The following is a 19,253-nucleotide window of genomic DNA, read 5'->3' as shown; positions in this document are numbered from 1 at the left end:
TTTCATGCTTGCACCAACGGGATAATCTGATAAACACACCGCTGCCCACCATCCAGCAAATGCTCGGCGCGACTCACCGTGGCGCCTGATAACAACTGCTGAAACTGCTGCAATTCGGAACGGCAAAACCCCTGGCACGCCTTTGCCGCAGCACAAATGGGGCAGTGATTTTCCACCAACAGCCAGCCCTGCTCCTGCGGCTGCAGCTCGGCCATATAACCTTCCTCGGTCCGCGCCTGCACCAGCTGTACCAACCGTTCTTGCAATGAGTGCGCACCAGCCAGCCTTTCTTGATAGTGGCTTAAGGCTTGCTGCTCCCGTGCCGCCACCAGCGTTTCCAGCGCTTCCTCGCCCAGGCTACTGCGCAGCAGGGTAATAAGCTGGGCGGTAAGCTCGCCATGGCGGTCTGGGAACCGCGCATGGCCGGCATCGCTGAGCAGCCAGAACCTGGCCGGCCTGCCCTTGCCTGCAGCTCTGTCCTCCACCACGACCAGGCCACGCTGCTGCAGCTGCTGCAGGTGCTTGCGGGCACCCATGCTGGTCAGTTCCATGGCCTCTGCTACCGCCTGTGCCGTCAAGGCACTCCGCGTTTTCAGCAGATACAATACTTCGTCCTGGCTACGCATCACGCTCTCCCGGCTACCGCACTGGCCCGCAGCAAGCGGTTCAACATCACCACGGCCAACAGACACATGCAACCACCCAGTGCGATGGTCAAACGGGTATCCACCAGCGTCAGCACACTGCCAAAAACGGCAATCAGCACATTGCTGATGCAAAAGATCGTACTCAGCAGGCCCATGACACTCCCCTGGCCATACGCCGAAAACCGCTCGGCGCACCAGCTGGGCAGCACCGCGTTATAGATGGATAGCGGCAAACCGATGACCACAAGCAAGCCAACGCCTGGCACTGCTGGCAGCAGCGCGAGTAAAACCAAGCTACTTCCCACCAGCACCGCCTGCTGCCGCGCACGATGCAAAGGGTCTGCCCCCAGCCCCAGCTTGCCCACCAGCGTGCTGGTCAGTGCCATGATCAGACACAGGCCTGCGGTTACCCAGGCAATGCCACTGCTACCCAGCCCGGCATACTCCACCAGCCACAGCGGGTAAAACTCGTAGAAGGCATTGACCCCCAGCGCGAAAGTCAGCTGCATCCAGAACAGCGCCGCCAGCAGCTTGTCCTGGCGCAGCAGGCGAAAGGCATGCTGCTCACGCACGGCGGCCAACAGGCTCATACCCTGCAAACCCTTGGCCTCCCCCGTTTCGGGCAGCACCCATAGCAAAATGGCCAGACAAGGCAGCAAGGCAAAGGCACCGATCAGGAACGGCACCGGCTCCCCCAGTGGCAAAGTAAAGCCACCAATCATCGGCCCCACCAGCCAGCCCACATACAGCACCGCATTCAGCGTGGCAAAGCTGCGCGTGCGGTCCAGCTGCGGGTGCAGGTCCGCCACGATCGCCCGTGCTACCGCGACATTGCCCTCGGTTACACCGGTCAGGAAACGGGCAAACACAAATAGCAGATAGCAACGCAGATCCAGCGCCCAGGCGGTCAGCAAGTAACCCGCCAGGGTCAAGGTCAAGGTAGATAGCAGCACGCGGCGCCGGCCCAGGCGGTCGGACAGCGCGCCGATAAACGTACTGCCCAGCAGAATGCCCAGCGGGTTGGCCGCCAAAGCCAGCCCCAGCAGCAGTTTGGGCGGCAAACCGGCAAAATGATTGAACCCGTCGGCCGGCGCATCGACAAAAATGGGGGCCAGTATCGGGTAGGGCATGGCCACCCCGGCCGTACTCATCAGCGCCACCAGGCACACGGCCAGTAAAATCAGTTTCGGATGCGCTACCGTCATGCCCGTCTTCCCGCAGCGTGGCTGCATTCATTGAATCCAGGCTGCAGGCTAAAAGACGCAGTTCATTTTGTAAACAAAAAAGTTTACTATCATGACAAGCGCTGCAAGCCAGCCGGTTTCTGGCATGATATTGGCAGCCTCCCAACGGAACACCACCATGAACACACCCCGCATGCAGTGGCAACAGCTGCTTTCCACCCGCCGCTTCAAGCTGATCGACCAGGAAGTACGCCAGACCCGCACCCCCGCCACGCTGGAAGGCGCCGCCGGCCTGCGTAGCGACTTTCACATCGACCACGACCGCGTGGTGTTTTCCAGCGCCTTTCGCCGCCTGGGCCGCAAAACCCAGGTACACCCGCTAGCCCACAACGACCACACCCACAACCGCCTGACCCACAGCGTAGAAGTTGCCAGCGTTGGCCGCAGCCTGGGTAACCGCGTGGGCGCCATGATGCAGGCACAGGGCCTACTGCCGGATGGCTACACCCCGTTCGATATTGGCGGCGCCGTACAGGTCGCCTGCCTGGCACACGATATCGGCAACCCACCCTTTGGCCACACCGGCGAAGACGCCCTGCGCGAGTGGTTCCGACACCCGCAGCACCAGCACCTGCTGGCCGGCCTGAGCCCTGCCGAGCGGCAAGACATCCAGACCTACGAAGGCAACGCCCACAGCCTGCGCATGGTAGCTAGCCTGGAAATGTACCAGGGCGAAGGTGGCATGCGCCTGACCAGTGCCGCGCTGGGCGCGCTGATCAAATACCCGTGGACCTCCGACGCACCGCGCGCGCAGGCACGGGGCAAATTCAACATCTACCGCGCCGAGCTGCCGTATTTCGAGCATGTGGCCGCCGAGCTGGGCCTGCTGCGCAAGGGCGAAAACGAATGGGCACGGCACCCGCTGTCGTACCTGATGGAGGCTGCCGACGATATCTGCTACGCCATTCTGGACCTGGAAGACGCCGTGGAAATCGGCATTCTGGACGTGCGCGAGTTCGAGATGCTGTTCAGCCACTTTGGCGAAACCGAGCGCATCTGGCAAACCCACGACATCAGCCAGAAATGCGCCATGTTGCGCGGTATTGCCGTAGGCCGCTGCGTGGCCGAAGTCGCCGAAAAATTCATGCTGCACCAGGACACCCTGCTAGCGGGCACCTTCCCCGGCAAAGACCTGATCGACGTGTGCGCCCCCGAGATCAAACACACCCTGCTCAACGCCAAGGCGCTGGCCAGCCAGAAGGTCTACCGCCACCGCACCAAGCTGGTCACCGAGCTGGCATCCTACCCCTGCATCGGCACCGTGCTGGATATCCTGGTACCCGCCGTACACACCCGCATCACCCAAGGGGACAGCGCCCTGAATGCCCGCCAGGCACTGGCACTGGGCCTGCTGCCCCAGCCACTGGCCGAGGGACAGACCCTGTACCAGGCCTATATGGGTGTACTGGATTACATTGGCGCCATGACCGACAACTATGCGGCCAACCTGGCGCGCGAAATATCCGGCGTCGGCATTCTGTAGCGGCGACAGGCTGTTTGCCGAACAGCCTGTTCCCCGCCACACACCACAACCAAGGGTAAACCCTCAGTCACGCCAGGTAGCCACCCAGCGACAATGCCTATCCCCCACCCGGCACGCCATCATGATTGAACGCATCCTCACCATCATCCTGCCCGTCCTCATCATCGTGCTGATAGGCTGGCTGTACGCCCGCCGCGTGCGGCCCGACATGCGCGCGGCCAACAAGCTCAATATGGATGTCTGCGTACCACTGCTGGTATTCAGCGCGCTGTCGGCAAAAGACTTTCAGCTGGTCGCACAATGGAAACTGATGCCTGCCGCCGTCGTCGTGGTGCTGCTGTCCGGCCTGCTCGCCTGGCCTGTTGCCCGCCTGGCCGGGGCCAGCCCGCGCACCCTGCTACCGCCGGTCATGTTCAACAACTGTGGCAATATGGGGCTGCCACTGGCCCTGCTAGCCTTTGGCCGCGACGGCTTCAACGCTTTTGTGGTGCTGTTTGTGGTGTCCAACCTGCTGCACTTTACCCTGGGCGCTTTTATTTTCAGCCGCCACACCAGCCTGCGCGGGCTGAGCCGCAACCCCATCGTCATCGCCACCCTGCTGGGCTTGCTGTTTGGCCTGGCCGGCTGGCACCTGCCAGACTGGCTGATCCTGGGCATGAAGATGCTGGGCGACATGACCATCCCGCTGATGCTGTTTGCACTGGGCGTGCGCATGGTCGATGTCAGCCTGGCCGGCTGGCGTATTGGCCTGCTGGGCGCCGTACTCTGCCCGCTTACCGGCCTGGCCGCCGCCCTGCTGGCCAGCCCGCTACTGCAGCTAAACACCAGCCAGCACGCGCTGCTGATCTTGTTTGGTGCCCTGCCGCCTGCGGTGCTGAACTTCCTGATGGCCGAGCTTTACCAGCAGGAGCCGGAAAGCATGGCTTCCATCGTGCTGATCGGCAACCTGGCCAGCCTGCTGTTTGTGCCGCTGGGCCTGGTACTGGCGCTAGGCTAGGGCCGGAAATCCATTACACTGCCGGCATAGCACCTTGGAACACGCCATGCCCACCCGCGACCTTACCCGCTTCTGCCTAGTACGCCACGGCGAAACCGACTGGAATGCCGAGCGCCGCCTGCAAGGCCAGCTCGACATCCCCCTCAACCAGCAAGGCCAACAGCAAGCCAGCCAGCTGGCTGCTGCCATCGCGCAAGCCGGCCACCGTTTTGACGCGCTGTACAGCAGCCCACTACAGCGCGCCTTTGCGACCGCCCAGCCGCTTGCCAGCGTGCTGCAGCTGCCCGTGCACACCGCCCCCGCGCTGATGGAACGCCACTTTGGCGCCATGCAAGGCGCCCGCCTGGACGAGGCAGCACAGACCCACCCCGAAGCCTGGGCCGCCTACAGCGCCCGCTCGCTACAGCACGACCTGTACGGTGGCGAGAGCATCCAGACCTTTGCCGAGCGTATTCACCAAGCCGTAGACCGGCTGGCACAGCAGCATCGCGGCCAACGTATCCTGCTGGTGGCCCATGGCGGCGTACTGGACATGATCTACCGCCTGGCCAGCGGGCAAAGCCTGCAAGGCCAGCGCATGGTCGTGGTACCCAATGCCTCGCTGAACTGGCTAAGCTACGATGGCCAGCAATGGCAGGTAGACCACTGGGCCGACACCCGCCACCTGGGCGAGATGTCGCTGGACGAGATCTGACCACCCACTTATCAGGCCAAAGGTTGGCCGCAAGGACACCCCCATGAGCGATAAAATCTTCAAAACCCCGCAACAATGGCGCGCCCAGCTCTCGCCGGAGCAATACTACGTGACCCGAGAAGCCGGCACCGAGCGCCCGTTTACCGGCGAGCACTACTTTCACAACCGGGCTGGCCGCTACTACTGCCTGTGCTGCGACAGCCTGCTGTTTGAATCAGCCACCAAATTCGACGCTGGCTGTGGCTGGCCCAGTTTCTGGGAAGAAGCCATCCCCGGCAGCATCCAGCGCATTCGCGACACCAGCCACGGCATGATCCGCACCGAAGTGCGCTGCGCCCGCTGCGACGCCCACCTGGGCCATGTATTCGACGATGGTCCGCCTCCTACCGGCGAACGCTACTGCATCAACTCGGTCGCATTGCGCTTTGAAGATGCCTGACCGATCGTCACTGCCGCACACACAAAAGCCCCTGCATCATGATGCAGGGGCTTTTTGTTTAACGGGGCTAAGCCTACGTTGGCCGCACTTACTCGGTAAACGGCAGCGGTTTGTCGCTACCGTCCGCCAGCGGCACGTTCATGGCAGCCAGCATACCGCCCAGGCCAGAAGCCAGGCCCTGCAGCTGCTCGGGCGGCAGTTTGCCCAGCGCCTCGGGCAGCCAGCCACGCGGTGCACAACCCGTGCCGGCCATTAGCGTACGGCCCTGCTCGGTCAGCGACACCTCCACCACGCGCTGGTCTTTCTCGCTGCGCTGGCGGGCCAGGTAACCCAGCTCCACCAACTTGATCAGCATATTGCTCAGCGTGGCCGGTTTGATGGCCATGCGCGCAGCCAGGTCACCGGCTTTTTGCGGCCCGTGTTCGTACAATTCGGCCATCAGCCAGGCCTGCGCCCCGGAAATGCCCAGCTGCTTTTCGGTGTCGGCGGAATACTGCTGTGCCGCGCGAAACACCACGCGAAACAGCTGCAAGACTGCCAGTGGGGTTGCCGCATCGGGCTGCGCTGTGTTGCTGTTTGCCATCTGTTATAGCTTTTATGTAAGTAATGAAAGGCCGCCCGCCCGCGGCAGGCGGCGCACGCTTAGCCGGTACCGCCTACGGTCAGGCCACCATCGATGCGCAGCGTGGGCTGGCCTACGCCTACCGGCACACTCTGGCCTTCCTTGCCGCACACGCCTACGCCTTCGTCCAGCGCCATATCGTTGCCGATCATGGCCACGTAGTTCAACACTTCCGGGCCGTTGCCGATCAGGGTGGCGCCTTTTACCGGGTAGGCCAGCTTGCCGTTTTCGATCTTCCACGCTTCGGAGGCAGAGAACACGAACTTGCCGCTGGTGATATCCACCTGCCCGCCGCCAAAGTTGGCCGCATAAATGCCGTCCGGCACCGAGGCGATGATTTCTTCCGGTGTTTTGTCGCCACCCAGCATGTAGGTGTTGGTCATGCGTGGCATGGGGATGTGCGCGTAGGACTCGCGGCGGCCGTTGCCGGTGGGGGCTACCCCCATCAGGCGCGCATTCATGGCGTCCTGCATATAGCCTTTGAGGATGCCGTCTTCGATCAGTACGGTGCGGTGGGTGGCATTGCCTTCGTCGTCGATGGATAGCGAGCCGCGGCGGTCGGCCAGCGTACCGTCGTCCACCACGGTGACGCCCGCGGCGGCCACGCGCTGGCCGATCATGCCGCTAAAGGCCGAGGTGCCCTTGCGGTTGAAGTCGCCTTCCAGGCCGTGGCCGATGGCCTCGTGCAGCAGCACGCCGGGCCAGCCGGCACCCAGCACCACTGTCATCTGGCCGGCCGGTGCCGGGCGCGCTTCCAAGTTGACTAGCGCCTGTTTCACCGCTTTTTGTACATGATGGGCGATTTGCGCATCGCCAAAGCGGGTCAGGTCGTAGCGGCCACCGCCGCCACTGCTACCCACTTCGCGGCGGCCGTTCTGCTCGGCAATCACGGTAACGGACAGGCGCACCAGCGGGCGCACGTCGGCGGCACGCACGCCGTCGTGGCGCGCGATGTATACCACGTCGTACTCTGCGGCCAACCCTGCCATCACCTGGATGATGCGCGGGTCGGCGGCGCGGGCCAGCTTTTCTACCTGCTGCAAAATGGCCACCTTGGCCTCGGCCGGCAGGCTGTCCAGCGGGTCTTGCGCCACATACAGGCCGCTACCGTGACGCAGGGCGACGGCACCGGCGTTGCCATGGCCACCGGCGGCGCCAATGGCGCGCACGGCGTCGGCAGCTTTGCCCAAAGCAAACGGGCTGATGTCGTCCGAGTAGGCAAAGGCGGTTTTGTCGCCGGCAACGGCGCGCACGCCCACGCCCTGGTCGATGCTGAAACTACCCGCTTTGACAATGCCTTCTTCCAGACTCCAGCCTTCGCTGCGGGTGTACTGGAAATACAGGTCGGCGTAGTCCACCTGGTGGCCCAGCATGCGGCCCAGGGTGGCGTCGATCACGCCTTCATTCACACCGTAGGGTGCCAGCAGCAGCTGCTCGGCAATGGCTATTTGGCTCATGTCTTGTTCTTTCAGGAAAACACGCGGTGGTCTAGCGCCGGCAGGCGGCTGCGTACCGAGTGTAGGGTATTCGGGTCGATGTCGCCCACTACCACGCCTTCGCCTTTGCCGATCTGGGCCACAATATTGCCCCAGGGGTCGATCAGCAGGCTCTGGCCATGCGTGTGGCGGCCGTTTTCGTGTTCGCCACCCTGCGCCGAGGCCAGCACGTAGCACTGGTTTTCGATGGCACGGGCGCGCAGCAGCACTTCCCAGTGCGCAGCGCCCGTGGTGGCGGTAAAGGCTGCGGGCAAAACCAGCAGGTCAAACGGCGTCATGCGGCGAAACAGCTCTGGAAAGCGCAGATCGTAGCAGATACCAAACGCGATATCGGCCAACGGTGTGCTGGCACGCAGCGGCTGGGTACCCGCCAGAATGCTGTCGGATTCGCAATAGCGCTCGCCCTGCCCGGTAAAGCCGAACAGGTGAATCTTGTCGTAGCGGCTGTGCACGCTGCCATCCGGCGCGTACAGCAGCAGGGTGTTATAGACGCGGCCATCGTCCGGGCAGGCCAGCGGAATCGTACCGCCCACCAGCCACACGCCGTTATCACGCGCCATGGCGGCCAGCGCAGCTTGCAGCGGGCCGCTGCCGTAGGCTTCGCGGATGGCGACCTTGTCGCCATCGTGCCGGCCCATCAGGCAAAAATATTCTGGCAGCACCACCAGCTGTGCCCCCTGTGCGGCAGCCTCGGCCACCAGCTGTGCGGCACGGGCCAGGTTGTGCTGTGGCTCGGTGCCCGACACCATTTGCACGGCGGCAACTTTAAACGCTTTATCCATCTCGATACTCCAGCATCAAGGGGCAGCCGGGGCTGCCGCCGGTTTGTTTTCTACCCGTTGCCCTACCTTGCGCACCTGGGGGTCGGTAAGGCTGCCGGTGACATCGTAATCAAATGACAGTATCTGGCTGACCGGGTCTTTCAGCAGTTTTTGCGCGGCAAAGGTAATGGCGCCCAGCACCGGGTTCAATAACGAGGCGCCAGTCAGCACCGCCACACCTTCCGACAAAGTGGGGGTAATACGCACCGCCACCTGCTGACGGTTATTGGCCAGGTCAGCCTCTCCCTGCAAGGTAACTTTGGCGGCTGGCCCCTGCAATAGCACATTGCTGGAACGGAACACCCCGGCGTCGATGTCGGCGCTACCGGTGAGGCTGTCAAAAGCGAAGCCGCTGCTGAAGACGTCGGTGAAATCCAGGCGGATGCGGCGCGATAGCGACTGCAGGCTCAGCACCCCCAGCAGACGCGCTGCGCCAGGGTCTATCTGGGCAAAGCGGCCCTTGCGCAGGTCCAGCTTGACGCTGCCGCTCATGCGCGCCAGATCAAATGCCGCTGCATGGCCCAGCCAGTTTACCCGACCATTCAGCTCGCCCTCGCCGCCCACCAGCGCGTCGGGCACCCCCAGCCGCGCCAGCAGTGCACCAGCGTTCTGGCTGTTGGCCGCAAAGCTGATTTCCGTACGGCGTGCGCCGCTGCTTTTGCCTTCCGGTGCGGCGCCGCTCATGGTGAGCTTGCCTTCGGGTGTTTGCAGCAGCACTTCGTCCAGCAGCCACAGCTGCGGCTGGTGCTGTGCTTTTAGGCTCAGGCTGCCCAACACTTTGTCCTTCCATTGCAGCGCCGCAATATCCACATCCAGCCCGGGGATGCTGATCTCCGGCTCGGGTTCGCTGGCGGCCGGCAGGCCGTCGTCGTCCAGCGGCAGCGCCAGGTGGGCCAGCCGCGCCTGCAGCCTGCCCTTGCCATGCGGCATGTACTGCAGCGTGCCGCTGACTTCACGCGATTTCACGTTCAGCTGTAGCGGGCTGTCGCCACCACGCCAGCCCAGTGCGGCCTGCACATTGCTCAGCACCTTGCCCTGCGCCATGAAACGCGGCGTGCTGATACCTAGCGATAACGGCAGCGGCCACAGCCCGCCATCGGCCGCCCCGGCTGGCAGCGCTGCCAGCCACGGGCCCAGCTGCAGTGCCGGTGCGTCTACCTTGATGGCAATGCGGCCTTGCGGGTCGGGTGCGTCGGCACCCACGCCCACGCCAGCGCCCAGCAGCTGGCCATCATGACCCAGCGCTACCAGCCCCTGCGCGTGCTGCGGTATCTGCCAATCGACCTGCCAGCCCGCTTGGGTGGCAAACACCCCCAGCTGTAGCGGCCAGCTTTGCTCTGCTGTTTTGGCCAGCGGGGCGGGCACTGTGGTGCGCACGCCTTGCAGGCTGGACTGTACGGTCAGCGCATCCAGCGTGTTGCTGACGGTAAAGTCTGCCCGATAGCCGGTTTGACCCAGCGCATAAGGGGCGAGAAATGGCACGTACTGCTGTAATACCTGCGGTACGTCTACCTGGCCCTGGCTGGTGAACTGCATGTGCCCGCGCGCATCCAGGCTAGCCTGCAGGCGGCTACGCCCACCAAAGGCGCTGTAGTCTATGCCGGGGCTGGCAATGCCATGTTCGTTGAAGTGCAATACGCCGTCTATGCCGGTGAGCAGCGGTAGCGGCAAGCTACGCAGCTGCAGGGTATTCCCTGCCAGATACACGTCACCACTGACACGGGTTTTCTCGACGTTATCCAGCGGTATGGCCAGGCCCAGCTTGAGTTTGCCCGGGCCCGTGCTGTCCAGCGCGGACAAAAAGCCGCCCAGCCAGCCATCCACCGGGCTCAGGCGGGTGTAGCCCAGCATGGCAGACAGCTCGCCCTGTGCCAGGCCATCTATCTGCAAGGTTTGCGTGTCTTGCATGGTGTCAGGCAAACGCACCGCAACCTGCTGCAGGCTGATACCCGCCGTGCTGGCACGCGTGGCGGCCACGTCGATGGCGTCGTTACGCATGCGGTACTGGCCTTCTATACCTTCGATCAGCGGCCAGGCCGGGTCAAAGCGCAGCTTGCCACCTGCCACCTGGGCATCCACGGTAAAGCGGCCACCGCGGCCACCGGCAAAGGGGAACTGCAGCACATCGCCCTGCAGCGTGGCACGCACCTGGCGCGCCTGGCCGCCTTGCAGCGCGCTCTCCAGCCACGTCAGCGTGTCGCTGCCGATAAGCTGCGGCAGGTAAGCTGGCACACGGTTAATGGCCACGCGGTCGATCGCCAGCTGCAAATCACTCTGGCTAGCGCCCTGCGCGGGCAGCCGCACCAGCCCCTGCAGGCGGGCGCTGAAATCCGGGGTGGCCACGGCCATGGCCGGGATGGCCAGCTGCCAGCCTGTGCCCTGGCGCTGCCAGCGCAGCTCGCCCTCGCCGCCCAGGATACGCAGCGGCTGCTTCAGCTGGCCAGGCAGTGCCAGCTGCATGGGGCTAGCCACCAGGCTGAGCCTGCCCTGCTGGCTACCGGCCACCAGCTCGCCAGACAAGCCGCCCGACAGCGTCATGTTGGCCGCATCGGTGAGCGGCGCCACTTCTGAAAAGCGGGTTTTGAACAAGTATTTCCGCGGCTGCTGTAGCGGGCCCTGCCACTGCCAGCGCATGCCCTGCAGCTGGCCGGCCAGCTGGCGTACAGGGCTGTCGGCCAGGGCTGCCACGTGCGGCTGCAGTAGTGGCAATACAGGGGCCAGCTGTAGTCCGCTAGCCTCCACAAAGCCGCCTTGCACATCGTGCCAGCGCGCGTTGACAGCTGCGTCCTGCAGCAGGCTGCCAAAACGGGTTTGCAGATAGAGGTGCTTGGCAGACAGCTGGTGCTGGCCGGCGGCCGGGCTGCGGTAATCCACCTCGCCCGCCAGGCGTGGCACGGCGGTGGCGGTTTCACCCGGCAGGCCCAGTGCGGCATTTTCCAGCTGCCATTTGCCTTGCAGGGCGGTCAGGCGGCCCGCCTCGAACGACAGCTGCACCCGGGAAGACGCCGCGCCACGGCCAGATAGCGGCGACCCGGGCCAATAGCGTTGCAGCCAGTTCAGCTGCGGGGCATCGGCCTGCAGGGTGGCACTGCCCTGCCATTGCGCCCAGTCACGCAGGCGCCCGCCCTGCCAGCTGGCCTCGAAATCCACATGCGATAGCTGGCTGGCCGCCGGCAAGGCCTGCACCTTCAGCTGGTGGCCCAGCAGGGTGTTGTTCAAGGTGGCGGTAAGCTGGCGCGCGGTAAACGCGGGCAAACCCAACAGGTGGTCCTGCCAGGAAAAGCGCTGCAGGCTGATGCTGACTTCGCCCTGGCGCAGCAGCCAGTCCACCCCGGCGCCATCGCCTTTACCGGCAGACAAATCCACGCCATTCAGGTAGAGGTGGCCGTTAGTACGTCGTTCCAGGTCCAGGCTCAGGCCGTCCAGCCGCAGCAGCGCCAGACGGGGCTCCAGGTACAGCAGGCTCTGCCAGGAAGGCTGCAGCAGCGCGCTGCGTACGGTCACAGCCGGGCTGGCCGGGTCCGGGCGCACTTGCAGCTGGCTGATGGTAAAACGCGGGCCCAGCCACTGCCACTGGCCCTGCAGCTGGCCCAGCGACACCGGCATGCCCACCGCCGCGCTGGCCTGGCTGGCCAACCACGGGCGCCAGCTATCCAGATTGGGCAGCACATAAAAGCGGAACAGCAAGAAAGCCAGCGCCAGCAGCAGCACGACGCCCGACAACAGCCAGCCCAACCAGCGGCAGACACGGCGCAGCCAGAAAATCACCCGCAAACTTTGATCTGCGGGTGCTGCTGCGGGGGCGGGAGTGGGGGTAGAATGTTCTGTCACGATTTCGTCATTGCGTGGAAAGCGCATTATGCCAGCAAATACCGCCGCCATCGCCTGTGCCCGTACATTCAGTTACTACCTGGACCGCCAGCTGGCGGCTCGCCCGGACGAGGCCGACAGGTTGGCCGCACGGCTGGATCACCCGTTTGATGCCAGCGAAATGGCCAGCTTTGCCCCCTGGCACAGCTACGACAGCATCGACGCGCTCACCCCTGCCCTGCGCAAGCTGCGCATCGCCGTGATGGCACGCCTGATTACCCGCGACCACGCCGGGCTGGCCGACCTGCACGAAGTGGTGACCACCATCAGCCTGCTGGCCGACTTTGCCGTGCAAACCACGCTGCCGGTGGCACGCCGCGCGCTGGCCAACCTGGGCGACCCCATCGGCGAGGAAAGCGGCGAGCTGCAAGAGCTGATCGTGATCGGCATGGGCAAGCTGGGCGGCCACGAGCTGAATGTTTCCAGCGACATCGACCTGATCTTCATCTACCCGGAAGACGGCGACACCAGCGGCCCACGCCGGCTGTCCAACCACGAATACTTCACCCGTCTGGGCAAGCTGCTGATCAGCGCCATCAACGACGTCACCTACGACGGCCAGGTGTTCCGTGTCGACATGCGCCTGCGCCCCTACGGCGACAGCGGCCCGCTGGTGATGAGCCTGGCGGCGCTGGAAAACTACCTGCTGACCCAGGGGCGCGAATGGGAGCGCTACGCCTGGATCAAGGCCCGCGTGATGAGCGGTGACGCCAGCCAGCTCGAACCGCTGGTTCGCCCCTTTGTGTACCGCAAATATCTGGATTACGGCGCCTACGGTGCCATGCGCGAACTGCACGCACAGATCCGCCGCGAGGTCGCCCGCCGTGACATGGCCGACAACATCAAGCTGGGGCCTGGCGGCATTCGCGAGGTAGAGTTCATTGCCCAGGTGTTCCAGCTGATCCGCGGCGGCCGCGAACGCCGCCTGCAGCTGAAAAGCACGCGTGACACCTACGCCGTGCTGGCCGAGCTGCGCCTGCTGGAACCGGACACCGTCACCGAGCTGCTGGCTGCCTACACCTTCCTGCGCAATCTCGAACACCGCCTGCAATACCTGGACGACCAGCAAACGCAAAGCCTGCCCGCCAGCGACGATAACCGCCAGCGCATTGCCGCCAGCATGGGCTTTAGCGGCTGGCAAGCCTTTCTGGACGAGCTGAACCAGCACCGCCGCCGCGTTACCCGCCACTTCGAACAAGTATTCTTCTTGCCCACCGAAGGCGCCGCCGCGCATCCACTGGAGTCCGACTGGCGCGATATTGCCAATGCCGACATCTCGGCCAAGCTGGCCGCACTGGGCTACCACGACGCCGCAGATATGCAGCGCCAGCTGCGCAGCCTGGCCTGCGGCCAACGTTACCAGCAGCTACCAGACGCCAGCCGCAAAAAGCTGGACGCCCTGATGGGCCCGCTGATGGAGGTATCGGCCAGCTTCGACAACCCCGACACCACGCTGCAGCGCATCCTGCAGCTGATCGAAGCCATCAGCCGCCGCGCCGCCTACCTGTCGCTGCTGCTGGAATACCCGCAAACCCTGCAACGCCTGGCCTCGCTGTACTCGTCCAGCGCCTGGGTGTCCGACTACCTGTCGCGCCACCCTATCCTGCTGGACGAGCTACTGGACGCCCGCGTGCTGTACGCCACGCCAGACTGGCCGCAGTTGGCCGCACAGCTGGAACAACAGCTGGCCGAGTGCCATGGCGATGTCGAAGCACAAATGGACGCATTGCGCCATTTCCAGCACGCGCAGACCTTCCGCCTGGTAGCGCAAGACCTGGCCGGCATGTGGACGCTGGAAGCCCTCAGCGACGAGCTGTCGCGCCTGGCCGACCTGGTGCTGGATGTCACCGTGCGCCACGCCTGGCGAGACATCCCCAAACGCCACCGCGACACGCCACAGTTTGCCGTGGTGGGCTACGGCAAACTGGGCGGCAAGGAACTGGGCTACGCCTCGGACCTGGACGTGATCTTTCTGTACGACGACGACCACCCGGACGCCGCCGACCTGTACTCGCGCCTGGCGCGCAAAATCATCACCTGGCTTACCAGCACCACCTCGGCCGGCGTGCTGTACGACATCGATATCCGCCTGCGCCCCGATGGCGCCAGCGGCCTGCTGGTCAGCAGCGCGGAAGCCTTCGAGCACTACCAGCACCACAAAGCCTGGCTGTGGGAACACCAGGCCCTGACCCGCGCCCGCTATGTGTGCGGCAGCCACAGCATAGGCGCCCGCTTCGACACCATCCGCCAGCAAGTGCTTGCACTACCGCGCGACAGCGCCGCCTTGGGGGCCGAAGTGGTCGCCATGCGCAACAAGATGCTGGAAAGCCATGCGGCCAACGTAGACGACGTAAAGCACGCGCGCGGTGGCATTATCGACGTGGAGTTCATCGTGCAATTCCTGATTCTGGCCCACGCCGGCCAACACCCGGCATTGCTGGCCAATAGTGGCAACATCGCCCTGCTGGCAGCTGCGGCCGATGCCGGCCTGATCCCCGCGCAGCTAGCCGAAGAAGCGCGCAAAGCCTACCGCTTGTACCGCCGCCTGCAACACGCCAGCCGCCTGGATGGCAACGATAAATGCAGCCACCCGCCGCTGGAAGCCTATGCACAGGTACAGACACTGTGGCAAAGCGTGCTGGGCACCGTGGCGGGCACGGCGGAAAAGCCGGTTCACTTTCAGTAGGGCAACTGTATAATCGCAACACACTAAAAACAGGACTCGGAGAATTCACCATGTCGATGGCAGACCGCGACGGTTTCATCTGGTACAACGGCGAACTGGTCGAGTGGCGCAACGCCACCACCCACGTACTGACCCACACCTTGCACTACGGCATGGGCGTATTCGAAGGCGTACGCGCCTACGAAACGGCGCGTGGCCCGGCTATCTTCCGCCTGCAAGACCACACCGATCGTCTGTTCCGCTCTGCCAAAATCCTGGGCATGGACCTGCCATTCAGCAAACAGCAGGTCAACCAGGCCCACCTCGACGTGGTCAAAGCCAACCAGCTCAAGTCGTGCTATTTCCGCCCCATGGCGTTTTATGGCTCCGGCAAGCTGGGCGTGGCCCCGAAAAAAGACGATGTACAACTGATCGTGGCCGCCTGGCCGTGGGGTGCCTACCTGGGCGAAGAAGGCCTGGAAAAAGGCATCCGCGTGAAGACCAGCTCCTTCACCCGCCACCACGTGAACATCACCATGTGCAAGGCCAAGGCCAACGGCAACTACATGAACTCCATCCTGGCCAACAACGAAGCCACCGCAGACGGCTACGATGAAGCCCTGCTGCTGGACGTAGACGGCTTTGTGGCTGAAGGCTCGGGCGAAAACATCTTTATCGTACGCAAGGGCAAGCTATACACTCCCGACCTCACCAGCGCACTGGAAGGCATTACCCGCGACACCGTGGTGCAGATTGCTGACGAAATGGGCCTGGAGCTGGTAGAAAAACGTATTACCCGTGACGAAGTCTACAGCGCCGACGAAGCCTTCTTCACCGGTACCGCCGCCGAAGTCACCCCGATCCGCGAGCTGGACCGTCGCGCCATCGGCGAGGGCAAACGCGGCCCGATTACCGCCGAAATCCAGAAACGCTACTTTGACTGCGTCAAAGGCCTGGACGAAAGCAAGCAACACTGGCTGACCTACGTCGCCTGATTACAGCAAGACGGCCCGCACTGCGGGCCCCAACCGGAAGCTAACAGCATGGCCGAACTGAAAGAAAACACCGCACGCATCATCGAAGTCACCGCCAAGGACCTGCCACTGCACTGTCCTACCCCGGACATGGTGGCCTGGAACTCGCACCCGCGCGTCTTCCTGCCGGTAGCCAAAAATGGCGGCGAAGCCCTGTGCCCTTACTGTGGCACCCGTTACAAGCTGACCGGCCCGCTGCCGCACGGCCACCACTAAGCCTCTTTAATGACAGCCTGAACAAAGGTGTGGCCTGGCTACACCTTTTTTGCTTGTATACATGATCAAAAAAATACTGGTAATCGGCCCGTCCTGGGTAGGCGACAGCGTCATGGCCCAGCCCCTGTACCGCCGCCTGCACGAACGCCACCCGGGCCTGGAGCTGCACGTGTTTGCCCCGGCATGGACCCTGCCCCTGCTGTCGCGCATGCCGGAGGTGGCCAAGGCACACCTGAACCCCTTCGGCCACGGCCAGCTGCGCCTGGGCGAACGCTGGCGGGTAGCCCGCGCCCTGCGGCGCGAGCATTTCGACCAGGTTGTAGTGCTGCCCAACTCGCTGAAAGCGGCGCTGATACCGTTCCTGGCCCGCATCCCGCTGCGCACCGGCTTTACCGGCGAGCTGCGCTACGGCCTGCTGAACGACACCCGCGAGCTGGACGAGCACGCACTGCCTACCATGGTGGAGCGCTTCTGCGCACTGGGCGAGCCCCCGCGCCAGGCCCTGCACCGGCCCATTGCCCACCCGCAGCTGCGCTCTACCCCGGCCGCGCAGGAGAACACTGCCCGCAAGCTGGGCCTGTCACTGGCGCAGCCCATCGTGGCCATGTGCCCCGGCGCAGAATACGGCCCGGCCAAACGCTGGCCGGCACGCCACTTTGCCGAGCTGGCACGGCAATACCACGCCGAAGGTTATCAGGTATGGCTATTCGGCTCGGGCAAGGACAAGGACATCGGCGACGACATCGCCCGCCTGGCGGATGGCTGTGCGCTGAACCTGTGCGGCAAAACCGGCCTGGAAGAAGCCATCGACCTGATGGGCCTGGCCAAGCTGGCCGTATGCAATGACTCGGGCCTGATGCACGTTGCCGCGGCACTGGGCGTGCCGCTGGTAGGCGTCTACGGCTCCTCCAGCCCGGACTTCACCCCGCCGCTGAGCCACAACGCCAGCATTGTCTCGCTGAACATGGACTGCAGCCCCTGCTTTGAACGCACCTGCCCGTACAAACACACGCACTGCCTGGAGAACCTGACACCAGGACAGGTACGCAGCGCGGCGGACAGTCTATTGAAACACGCTGCCAACCCCAGCGAACCCACCACCACGAGCAAAGCATGAGCCGCAACGATCTGAACAACCCCCAGGAAGCCAACAGCCGCCGCATGGAGCTGATTCGCGCCGCTGCCAAGCTGTTTCGCGACCAGGGCTACGAACGCACCACCGTGCGCGACCTGGGCAATGCCGTAGGCCTGCAATCGGGCAGCCTGTTTTATCACTTCCGCACCAAAGAAGAGATCCTGGTGGCCGTGATGGCCCTGGGCATTACCGCCACCACCGAACAGCTGGCGTTGACCTTGGCGGCAGCCAGCGATACGCGCAGCAAGTTGGCCGCACTATTCCACGTACACCTGCACTCGCTACTGGGCGACAACCAGGCCGCGCTGGAAGTGATGCTGTACGAGTGGCGCAGTGTTTCCGACAGCGCCAAACCCGGCCTGATCGTGCTGCGCGACCGTTACGAAGCCCTGTGGCAAGGCGTACTGGACGAAGCCGCCGCAGAAGGCCTCATCAAACAGGACACCCACCTGCTGCGCCGCACCCTGCTGGGCAGCCTGCATTGGACCGTACAGTGGTACCGCAACAACGGCGAGCTGTCGGTAGCCCAGCTGGCCGAACGCATGCTGGCACTGACCCTGCAAACGCGCTAGCCGTATGACAAGGCAGGCACTAAGCTGCTAGTAAAGACTCGGCAAGCGGGGGGAATATGGCGATACACACTGCGCGCAAACACCTGTGGGCCGCACTGGGCTGGCTAAACCTGGCGCTGGGCATCATCGGTGCCGTTACCCCCTTGCTGCCCACCACGGTATTCATCCTGATGGCTGCAGCATGTTTTTCCCGCAGCCACCCGGCACTGGAACATAAGCTGCTGAGCCACCCGCGCTTTGGCCCCGCCATCCGCGACTGGCGAACTTATCGCGGCATGCGCAGACAAACCAAGCGTATCGCCCTGCTGACCATGGCCGTATCGTTTGGCACCAGTCTGGCGATGCTGGGCAGCCAGCCACTGCTACAAGCCGTGCTGGCCGCACTGTGGCTAGGCTTGTCGGCCTGGATACTGCACCTGCCCACGATTACCGCCAGCAGCGCAGCGCAGCCCTTACCGCAATGCGCACTGCGGCAAGGCATGCACAAGGAGGAGTCTCATGGACATCAGCAGCACTAACCCGCTCAGCCCCAGTCCGCTGTACCGTGACAGCGTCGCTGCCCGCCAGCGCGAGTTGCCGCAAACCGGCAGCCTGGAGTCCGCCGGGCAACAGGCGCTGGAAGCCGGCACGGCACGTGAAGCCCAGCTGCAAGCCGCCACCCAGCAGGTAGCCGGCAAGCCACAAAATGCCGCCGCGCAGCTGAACAACCGCGCTACCGACCTGCAGTTCAGCCTGCAAGCGCAACTGCTCAGCACCCAAGCGATACGTGTGCAGCAACAGCAGCAGGCTGATACCACCGCAGCGGCAACCGGCTTGCCTGCGGCCAACCTTGAGGGCAATGGCAGCAGCAGCCAAACCGATGTCGCTGCGCAGGGCCCGACGCCACCGGCAGCTCCCCAGCAAACGTCAGTCCCGCGTAGCACCCCACAGCCTGCCGCCCGCGCCGAAGACAGCAACCGCGCCGAGCTGAATGCCAGCGCCCAGCAACAGGCGGTCGCACAATACCAGGCGTCACAATCGCTACTGCAAAGCAGCAGCGGCATGAAGTTCAGTGCCTAAGCGGCCAGCCATGAAAAAACCCGCCGTGACCGGCGGGTTTTTTCATGGCTGGCGGGCAAATCAGGCCTTTACATCCACATTCTGCCCCAGGTGGGCAGGGTTATTGGTTTTGGGCGCGCTTTGCTCTACAGATGCCATCAGCGTCTGCATGGTGTCACTGGACACCTCCATGGCTTTTTTCAACACAAACGTTTCCGTGGCCTGCTTCACGTTTGAGCTGGCGTTAGCACCAATCTCCATAGCATCACTCCTTCCGGTA

At 63.8% G+C, this 19,253-nt stretch carries 18 protein-coding genes; 11 read left to right on the top strand and 7 right to left on the bottom strand.

Annotation, left to right across the window (positions count from 1 at the left end):
• Positions 1-2: 2 nt before the first annotated feature.
• Both ACZ9XP_RS12990 and ACZ9XP_RS12985 read right to left on the bottom strand, forming a co-directional pair.
• Positions 3-626 carry a helix-turn-helix transcriptional regulator gene (locus ACZ9XP_RS12990; RefSeq protein WP_465188562.1) on the bottom strand — a complete coding sequence of 208 codons (624 nt, stop codon included), beginning with the start codon at positions 624-626 and terminating at the stop codon, positions 3-5.
• Positions 626-1,852, bottom strand: a complete 1,227-nt coding sequence (locus tag ACZ9XP_RS12985) for an MFS transporter (protein ID WP_465188561.1) — start codon at positions 1,850-1,852, stop codon at positions 626-628. Before ACZ9XP_RS12985 ends, ACZ9XP_RS12990 begins: the two co-directional genes overlap by 1 nt.
• A 157-nt stretch (positions 1,853-2,009) precedes the next feature.
• Here ACZ9XP_RS12985 and ACZ9XP_RS12980 point away from each other — a divergent pair, with 157 nt between their 5' ends.
• The 4 genes from ACZ9XP_RS12980 to msrB all read left to right on the top strand — a co-directional run bounded on the left by ACZ9XP_RS12980 (position 2,010) and on the right by msrB (position 5,504).
• Complete coding sequence (locus ACZ9XP_RS12980; protein WP_465188560.1) at positions 2,010-3,374, top strand: deoxyguanosinetriphosphate triphosphohydrolase; 1,365 nt, start codon at positions 2,010-2,012, stop codon at positions 3,372-3,374.
• A gap of 121 nt (positions 3,375-3,495) precedes the next feature.
• A complete protein-coding gene (locus ACZ9XP_RS12975; protein ID WP_465188559.1) occupies positions 3,496-4,371 on the top strand; it encodes an AEC family transporter in 876 nt (291 codons plus the stop codon).
• A gap of 46 nt (positions 4,372-4,417) precedes the next feature.
• Positions 4,418-5,065 (top strand): histidine phosphatase family protein, encoded by a 648-nt coding sequence (locus ACZ9XP_RS12970; protein ID WP_465188558.1) that lies wholly within the window; start codon positions 4,418-4,420, stop codon positions 5,063-5,065.
• Positions 5,066-5,108: 43 nt separating this feature from the next.
• On the top strand, positions 5,109-5,504 hold the full coding sequence (msrB, locus tag ACZ9XP_RS12965; protein ID WP_465188557.1) for a peptide-methionine (R)-S-oxide reductase MsrB: 396 nt from the start codon (positions 5,109-5,111) through the stop codon (positions 5,502-5,504).
• A gap of 88 nt (positions 5,505-5,592) precedes the next feature.
• Here the strand turns inward: msrB and ACZ9XP_RS12960 are convergent, their stop codons facing one another.
• Genes ACZ9XP_RS12960 through ACZ9XP_RS12945 form a run of 4 tightly spaced genes read right to left on the bottom strand, consistent with a single transcriptional unit; the run spans position 5,593 to position 12,274 of the window.
• Positions 5,593-6,087 (bottom strand): MarR family winged helix-turn-helix transcriptional regulator, encoded by a 495-nt coding sequence (locus ACZ9XP_RS12960; protein WP_465188556.1) that lies wholly within the window; start codon positions 6,085-6,087, stop codon positions 5,593-5,595.
• A 59-nt stretch (positions 6,088-6,146) separates the two neighbouring features.
• Positions 6,147-7,583, bottom strand: coding sequence for a metalloprotease TldD (gene tldD / locus ACZ9XP_RS12955; protein ID WP_147687887.1), 1,437 nt, complete (start codon positions 7,581-7,583; stop codon positions 6,147-6,149).
• Between the two features lie 11 nt (positions 7,584-7,594).
• Positions 7,595-8,404 (bottom strand): carbon-nitrogen hydrolase family protein, encoded by an 810-nt coding sequence (locus ACZ9XP_RS12950; protein WP_147687886.1) that lies wholly within the window; start codon positions 8,402-8,404, stop codon positions 7,595-7,597.
• Between the two features lie 15 nt (positions 8,405-8,419).
• A complete protein-coding gene (locus tag ACZ9XP_RS12945; protein WP_465188555.1) occupies positions 8,420-12,274 on the bottom strand; it encodes a YhdP family protein in 3,855 nt (1,284 codons plus the stop codon).
• Between the two features lie 28 nt (positions 12,275-12,302).
• Between ACZ9XP_RS12945 and glnE the strand changes: the two genes are divergently transcribed.
• From glnE to ACZ9XP_RS12910, 7 genes are all read left to right on the top strand, one after another.
• The gene (gene glnE / locus ACZ9XP_RS12940) at positions 12,303-14,999 is read left to right on the top strand and encodes a bifunctional [glutamate--ammonia ligase]-adenylyl-L-tyrosine phosphorylase/[glutamate--ammonia-ligase] adenylyltransferase (protein WP_147687884.1); all 2,697 of its coding nucleotides are present in this window, start codon (positions 12,303-12,305) and stop codon (positions 14,997-14,999) included.
• A 50-nt stretch (positions 15,000-15,049) separates the two neighbouring features.
• A complete protein-coding gene (locus ACZ9XP_RS12935) occupies positions 15,050-15,973 on the top strand; it encodes a branched-chain amino acid transaminase (protein WP_147687883.1) in 924 nt (307 codons plus the stop codon).
• A 48-nt stretch (positions 15,974-16,021) separates the two neighbouring features.
• Positions 16,022-16,228, top strand: a complete 207-nt coding sequence (locus ACZ9XP_RS12930) for a zinc-finger domain-containing protein (protein ID WP_017508367.1) — start codon at positions 16,022-16,024, stop codon at positions 16,226-16,228.
• A 61-nt stretch (positions 16,229-16,289) separates the two neighbouring features.
• Positions 16,290-17,345: a lipopolysaccharide heptosyltransferase II gene (waaF, locus tag ACZ9XP_RS12925; protein ID WP_147687882.1), complete on the top strand. Its 1,056-nt coding sequence runs from the start codon at positions 16,290-16,292 to the stop codon at positions 17,343-17,345.
• Complete coding sequence (locus ACZ9XP_RS12920) at positions 17,342-17,935, top strand: TetR/AcrR family transcriptional regulator (RefSeq protein ID WP_147687881.1); 594 nt, start codon at positions 17,342-17,344, stop codon at positions 17,933-17,935. Before waaF ends, ACZ9XP_RS12920 begins: the two co-directional genes overlap by 4 nt.
• A gap of 56 nt (positions 17,936-17,991) precedes the next feature.
• Positions 17,992-18,453, top strand: coding sequence for a YbaN family protein (locus ACZ9XP_RS12915; RefSeq protein WP_147687880.1), 462 nt, complete (start codon positions 17,992-17,994; stop codon positions 18,451-18,453).
• Entirely contained in the window at positions 18,434-18,994 is a 561-nt protein-coding gene (locus ACZ9XP_RS12910) for a hypothetical protein (protein ID WP_147687879.1), read from the top strand. Before ACZ9XP_RS12915 ends, ACZ9XP_RS12910 begins: the two co-directional genes overlap by 20 nt.
• Positions 18,995-19,054: 60 nt before the next feature.
• Here ACZ9XP_RS12910 and ACZ9XP_RS12905 read toward each other — a convergent pair whose 3' ends face one another.
• Positions 19,055-19,234 (bottom strand): YjfB family protein, encoded by a 180-nt coding sequence (locus tag ACZ9XP_RS12905; RefSeq protein ID WP_170253714.1) that lies wholly within the window; start codon positions 19,232-19,234, stop codon positions 19,055-19,057.
• Positions 19,235-19,253 lie beyond the last annotated feature (19 nt).

The sequence above is a fragment of the Vogesella perlucida genome, from assembly GCF_979366545.1.
The sequence above is the reverse complement of the archived record's forward strand: the minus strand, read 5'-3'. Positions and strand labels throughout refer to the sequence as shown.

What these genes read in the sequence shown, in the direction of transcription:
- ACZ9XP_RS12990 (WP_465188562.1), bottom strand. Translation starts at nt 626, where the DNA reads ATGCGTAGCCAGGACGAAGTATTGTATCTGCTGAAAACGCGGAGTGCC.
- ACZ9XP_RS12985 (WP_465188561.1), bottom strand. Translation starts at nt 1,852, where the DNA reads ATGACGGTAGCGCATCCGAAACTGATTTTACTGGCCGTGTGCCTGGTG.
- ACZ9XP_RS12980 (WP_465188560.1), top strand. Translation starts at nt 2,010, where the DNA reads ATGAACACACCCCGCATGCAGTGGCAACAGCTGCTTTCCACCCGCCGC.
- ACZ9XP_RS12975 (WP_465188559.1), top strand. Translation starts at nt 3,496, where the DNA reads ATGATTGAACGCATCCTCACCATCATCCTGCCCGTCCTCATCATCGTG.
- ACZ9XP_RS12970 (WP_465188558.1), top strand. Translation starts at nt 4,418, where the DNA reads ATGCCCACCCGCGACCTTACCCGCTTCTGCCTAGTACGCCACGGCGAA.
- msrB (WP_465188557.1), top strand. Translation starts at nt 5,109, where the DNA reads ATGAGCGATAAAATCTTCAAAACCCCGCAACAATGGCGCGCCCAGCTC.
- ACZ9XP_RS12960 (WP_465188556.1), bottom strand. Translation starts at nt 6,087, where the DNA reads ATGGCAAACAGCAACACAGCGCAGCCCGATGCGGCAACCCCACTGGCA.
- tldD (WP_147687887.1), bottom strand. Translation starts at nt 7,583, where the DNA reads ATGAGCCAAATAGCCATTGCCGAGCAGCTGCTGCTGGCACCCTACGGT.
- ACZ9XP_RS12950 (WP_147687886.1), bottom strand. Translation starts at nt 8,404, where the DNA reads ATGGATAAAGCGTTTAAAGTTGCCGCCGTGCAAATGGTGTCGGGCACC.
- glnE (WP_147687884.1), top strand. Translation starts at nt 12,303, where the DNA reads ATGCCAGCAAATACCGCCGCCATCGCCTGTGCCCGTACATTCAGTTAC.
- ACZ9XP_RS12935 (WP_147687883.1), top strand. Translation starts at nt 15,050, where the DNA reads ATGTCGATGGCAGACCGCGACGGTTTCATCTGGTACAACGGCGAACTG.
- ACZ9XP_RS12930 (WP_017508367.1), top strand. Translation starts at nt 16,022, where the DNA reads ATGGCCGAACTGAAAGAAAACACCGCACGCATCATCGAAGTCACCGCC.
- waaF (WP_147687882.1), top strand. Translation starts at nt 16,290, where the DNA reads ATGATCAAAAAAATACTGGTAATCGGCCCGTCCTGGGTAGGCGACAGC.
- ACZ9XP_RS12920 (WP_147687881.1), top strand. Translation starts at nt 17,342, where the DNA reads ATGAGCCGCAACGATCTGAACAACCCCCAGGAAGCCAACAGCCGCCGC.
- ACZ9XP_RS12915 (WP_147687880.1), top strand. Translation starts at nt 17,992, where the DNA reads ATGGCGATACACACTGCGCGCAAACACCTGTGGGCCGCACTGGGCTGG.
- ACZ9XP_RS12910 (WP_147687879.1), top strand. Translation starts at nt 18,434, where the DNA reads ATGGACATCAGCAGCACTAACCCGCTCAGCCCCAGTCCGCTGTACCGT.
- ACZ9XP_RS12905 (WP_170253714.1), bottom strand. Translation starts at nt 19,234, where the DNA reads ATGGAGATTGGTGCTAACGCCAGCTCAAACGTGAAGCAGGCCACGGAA.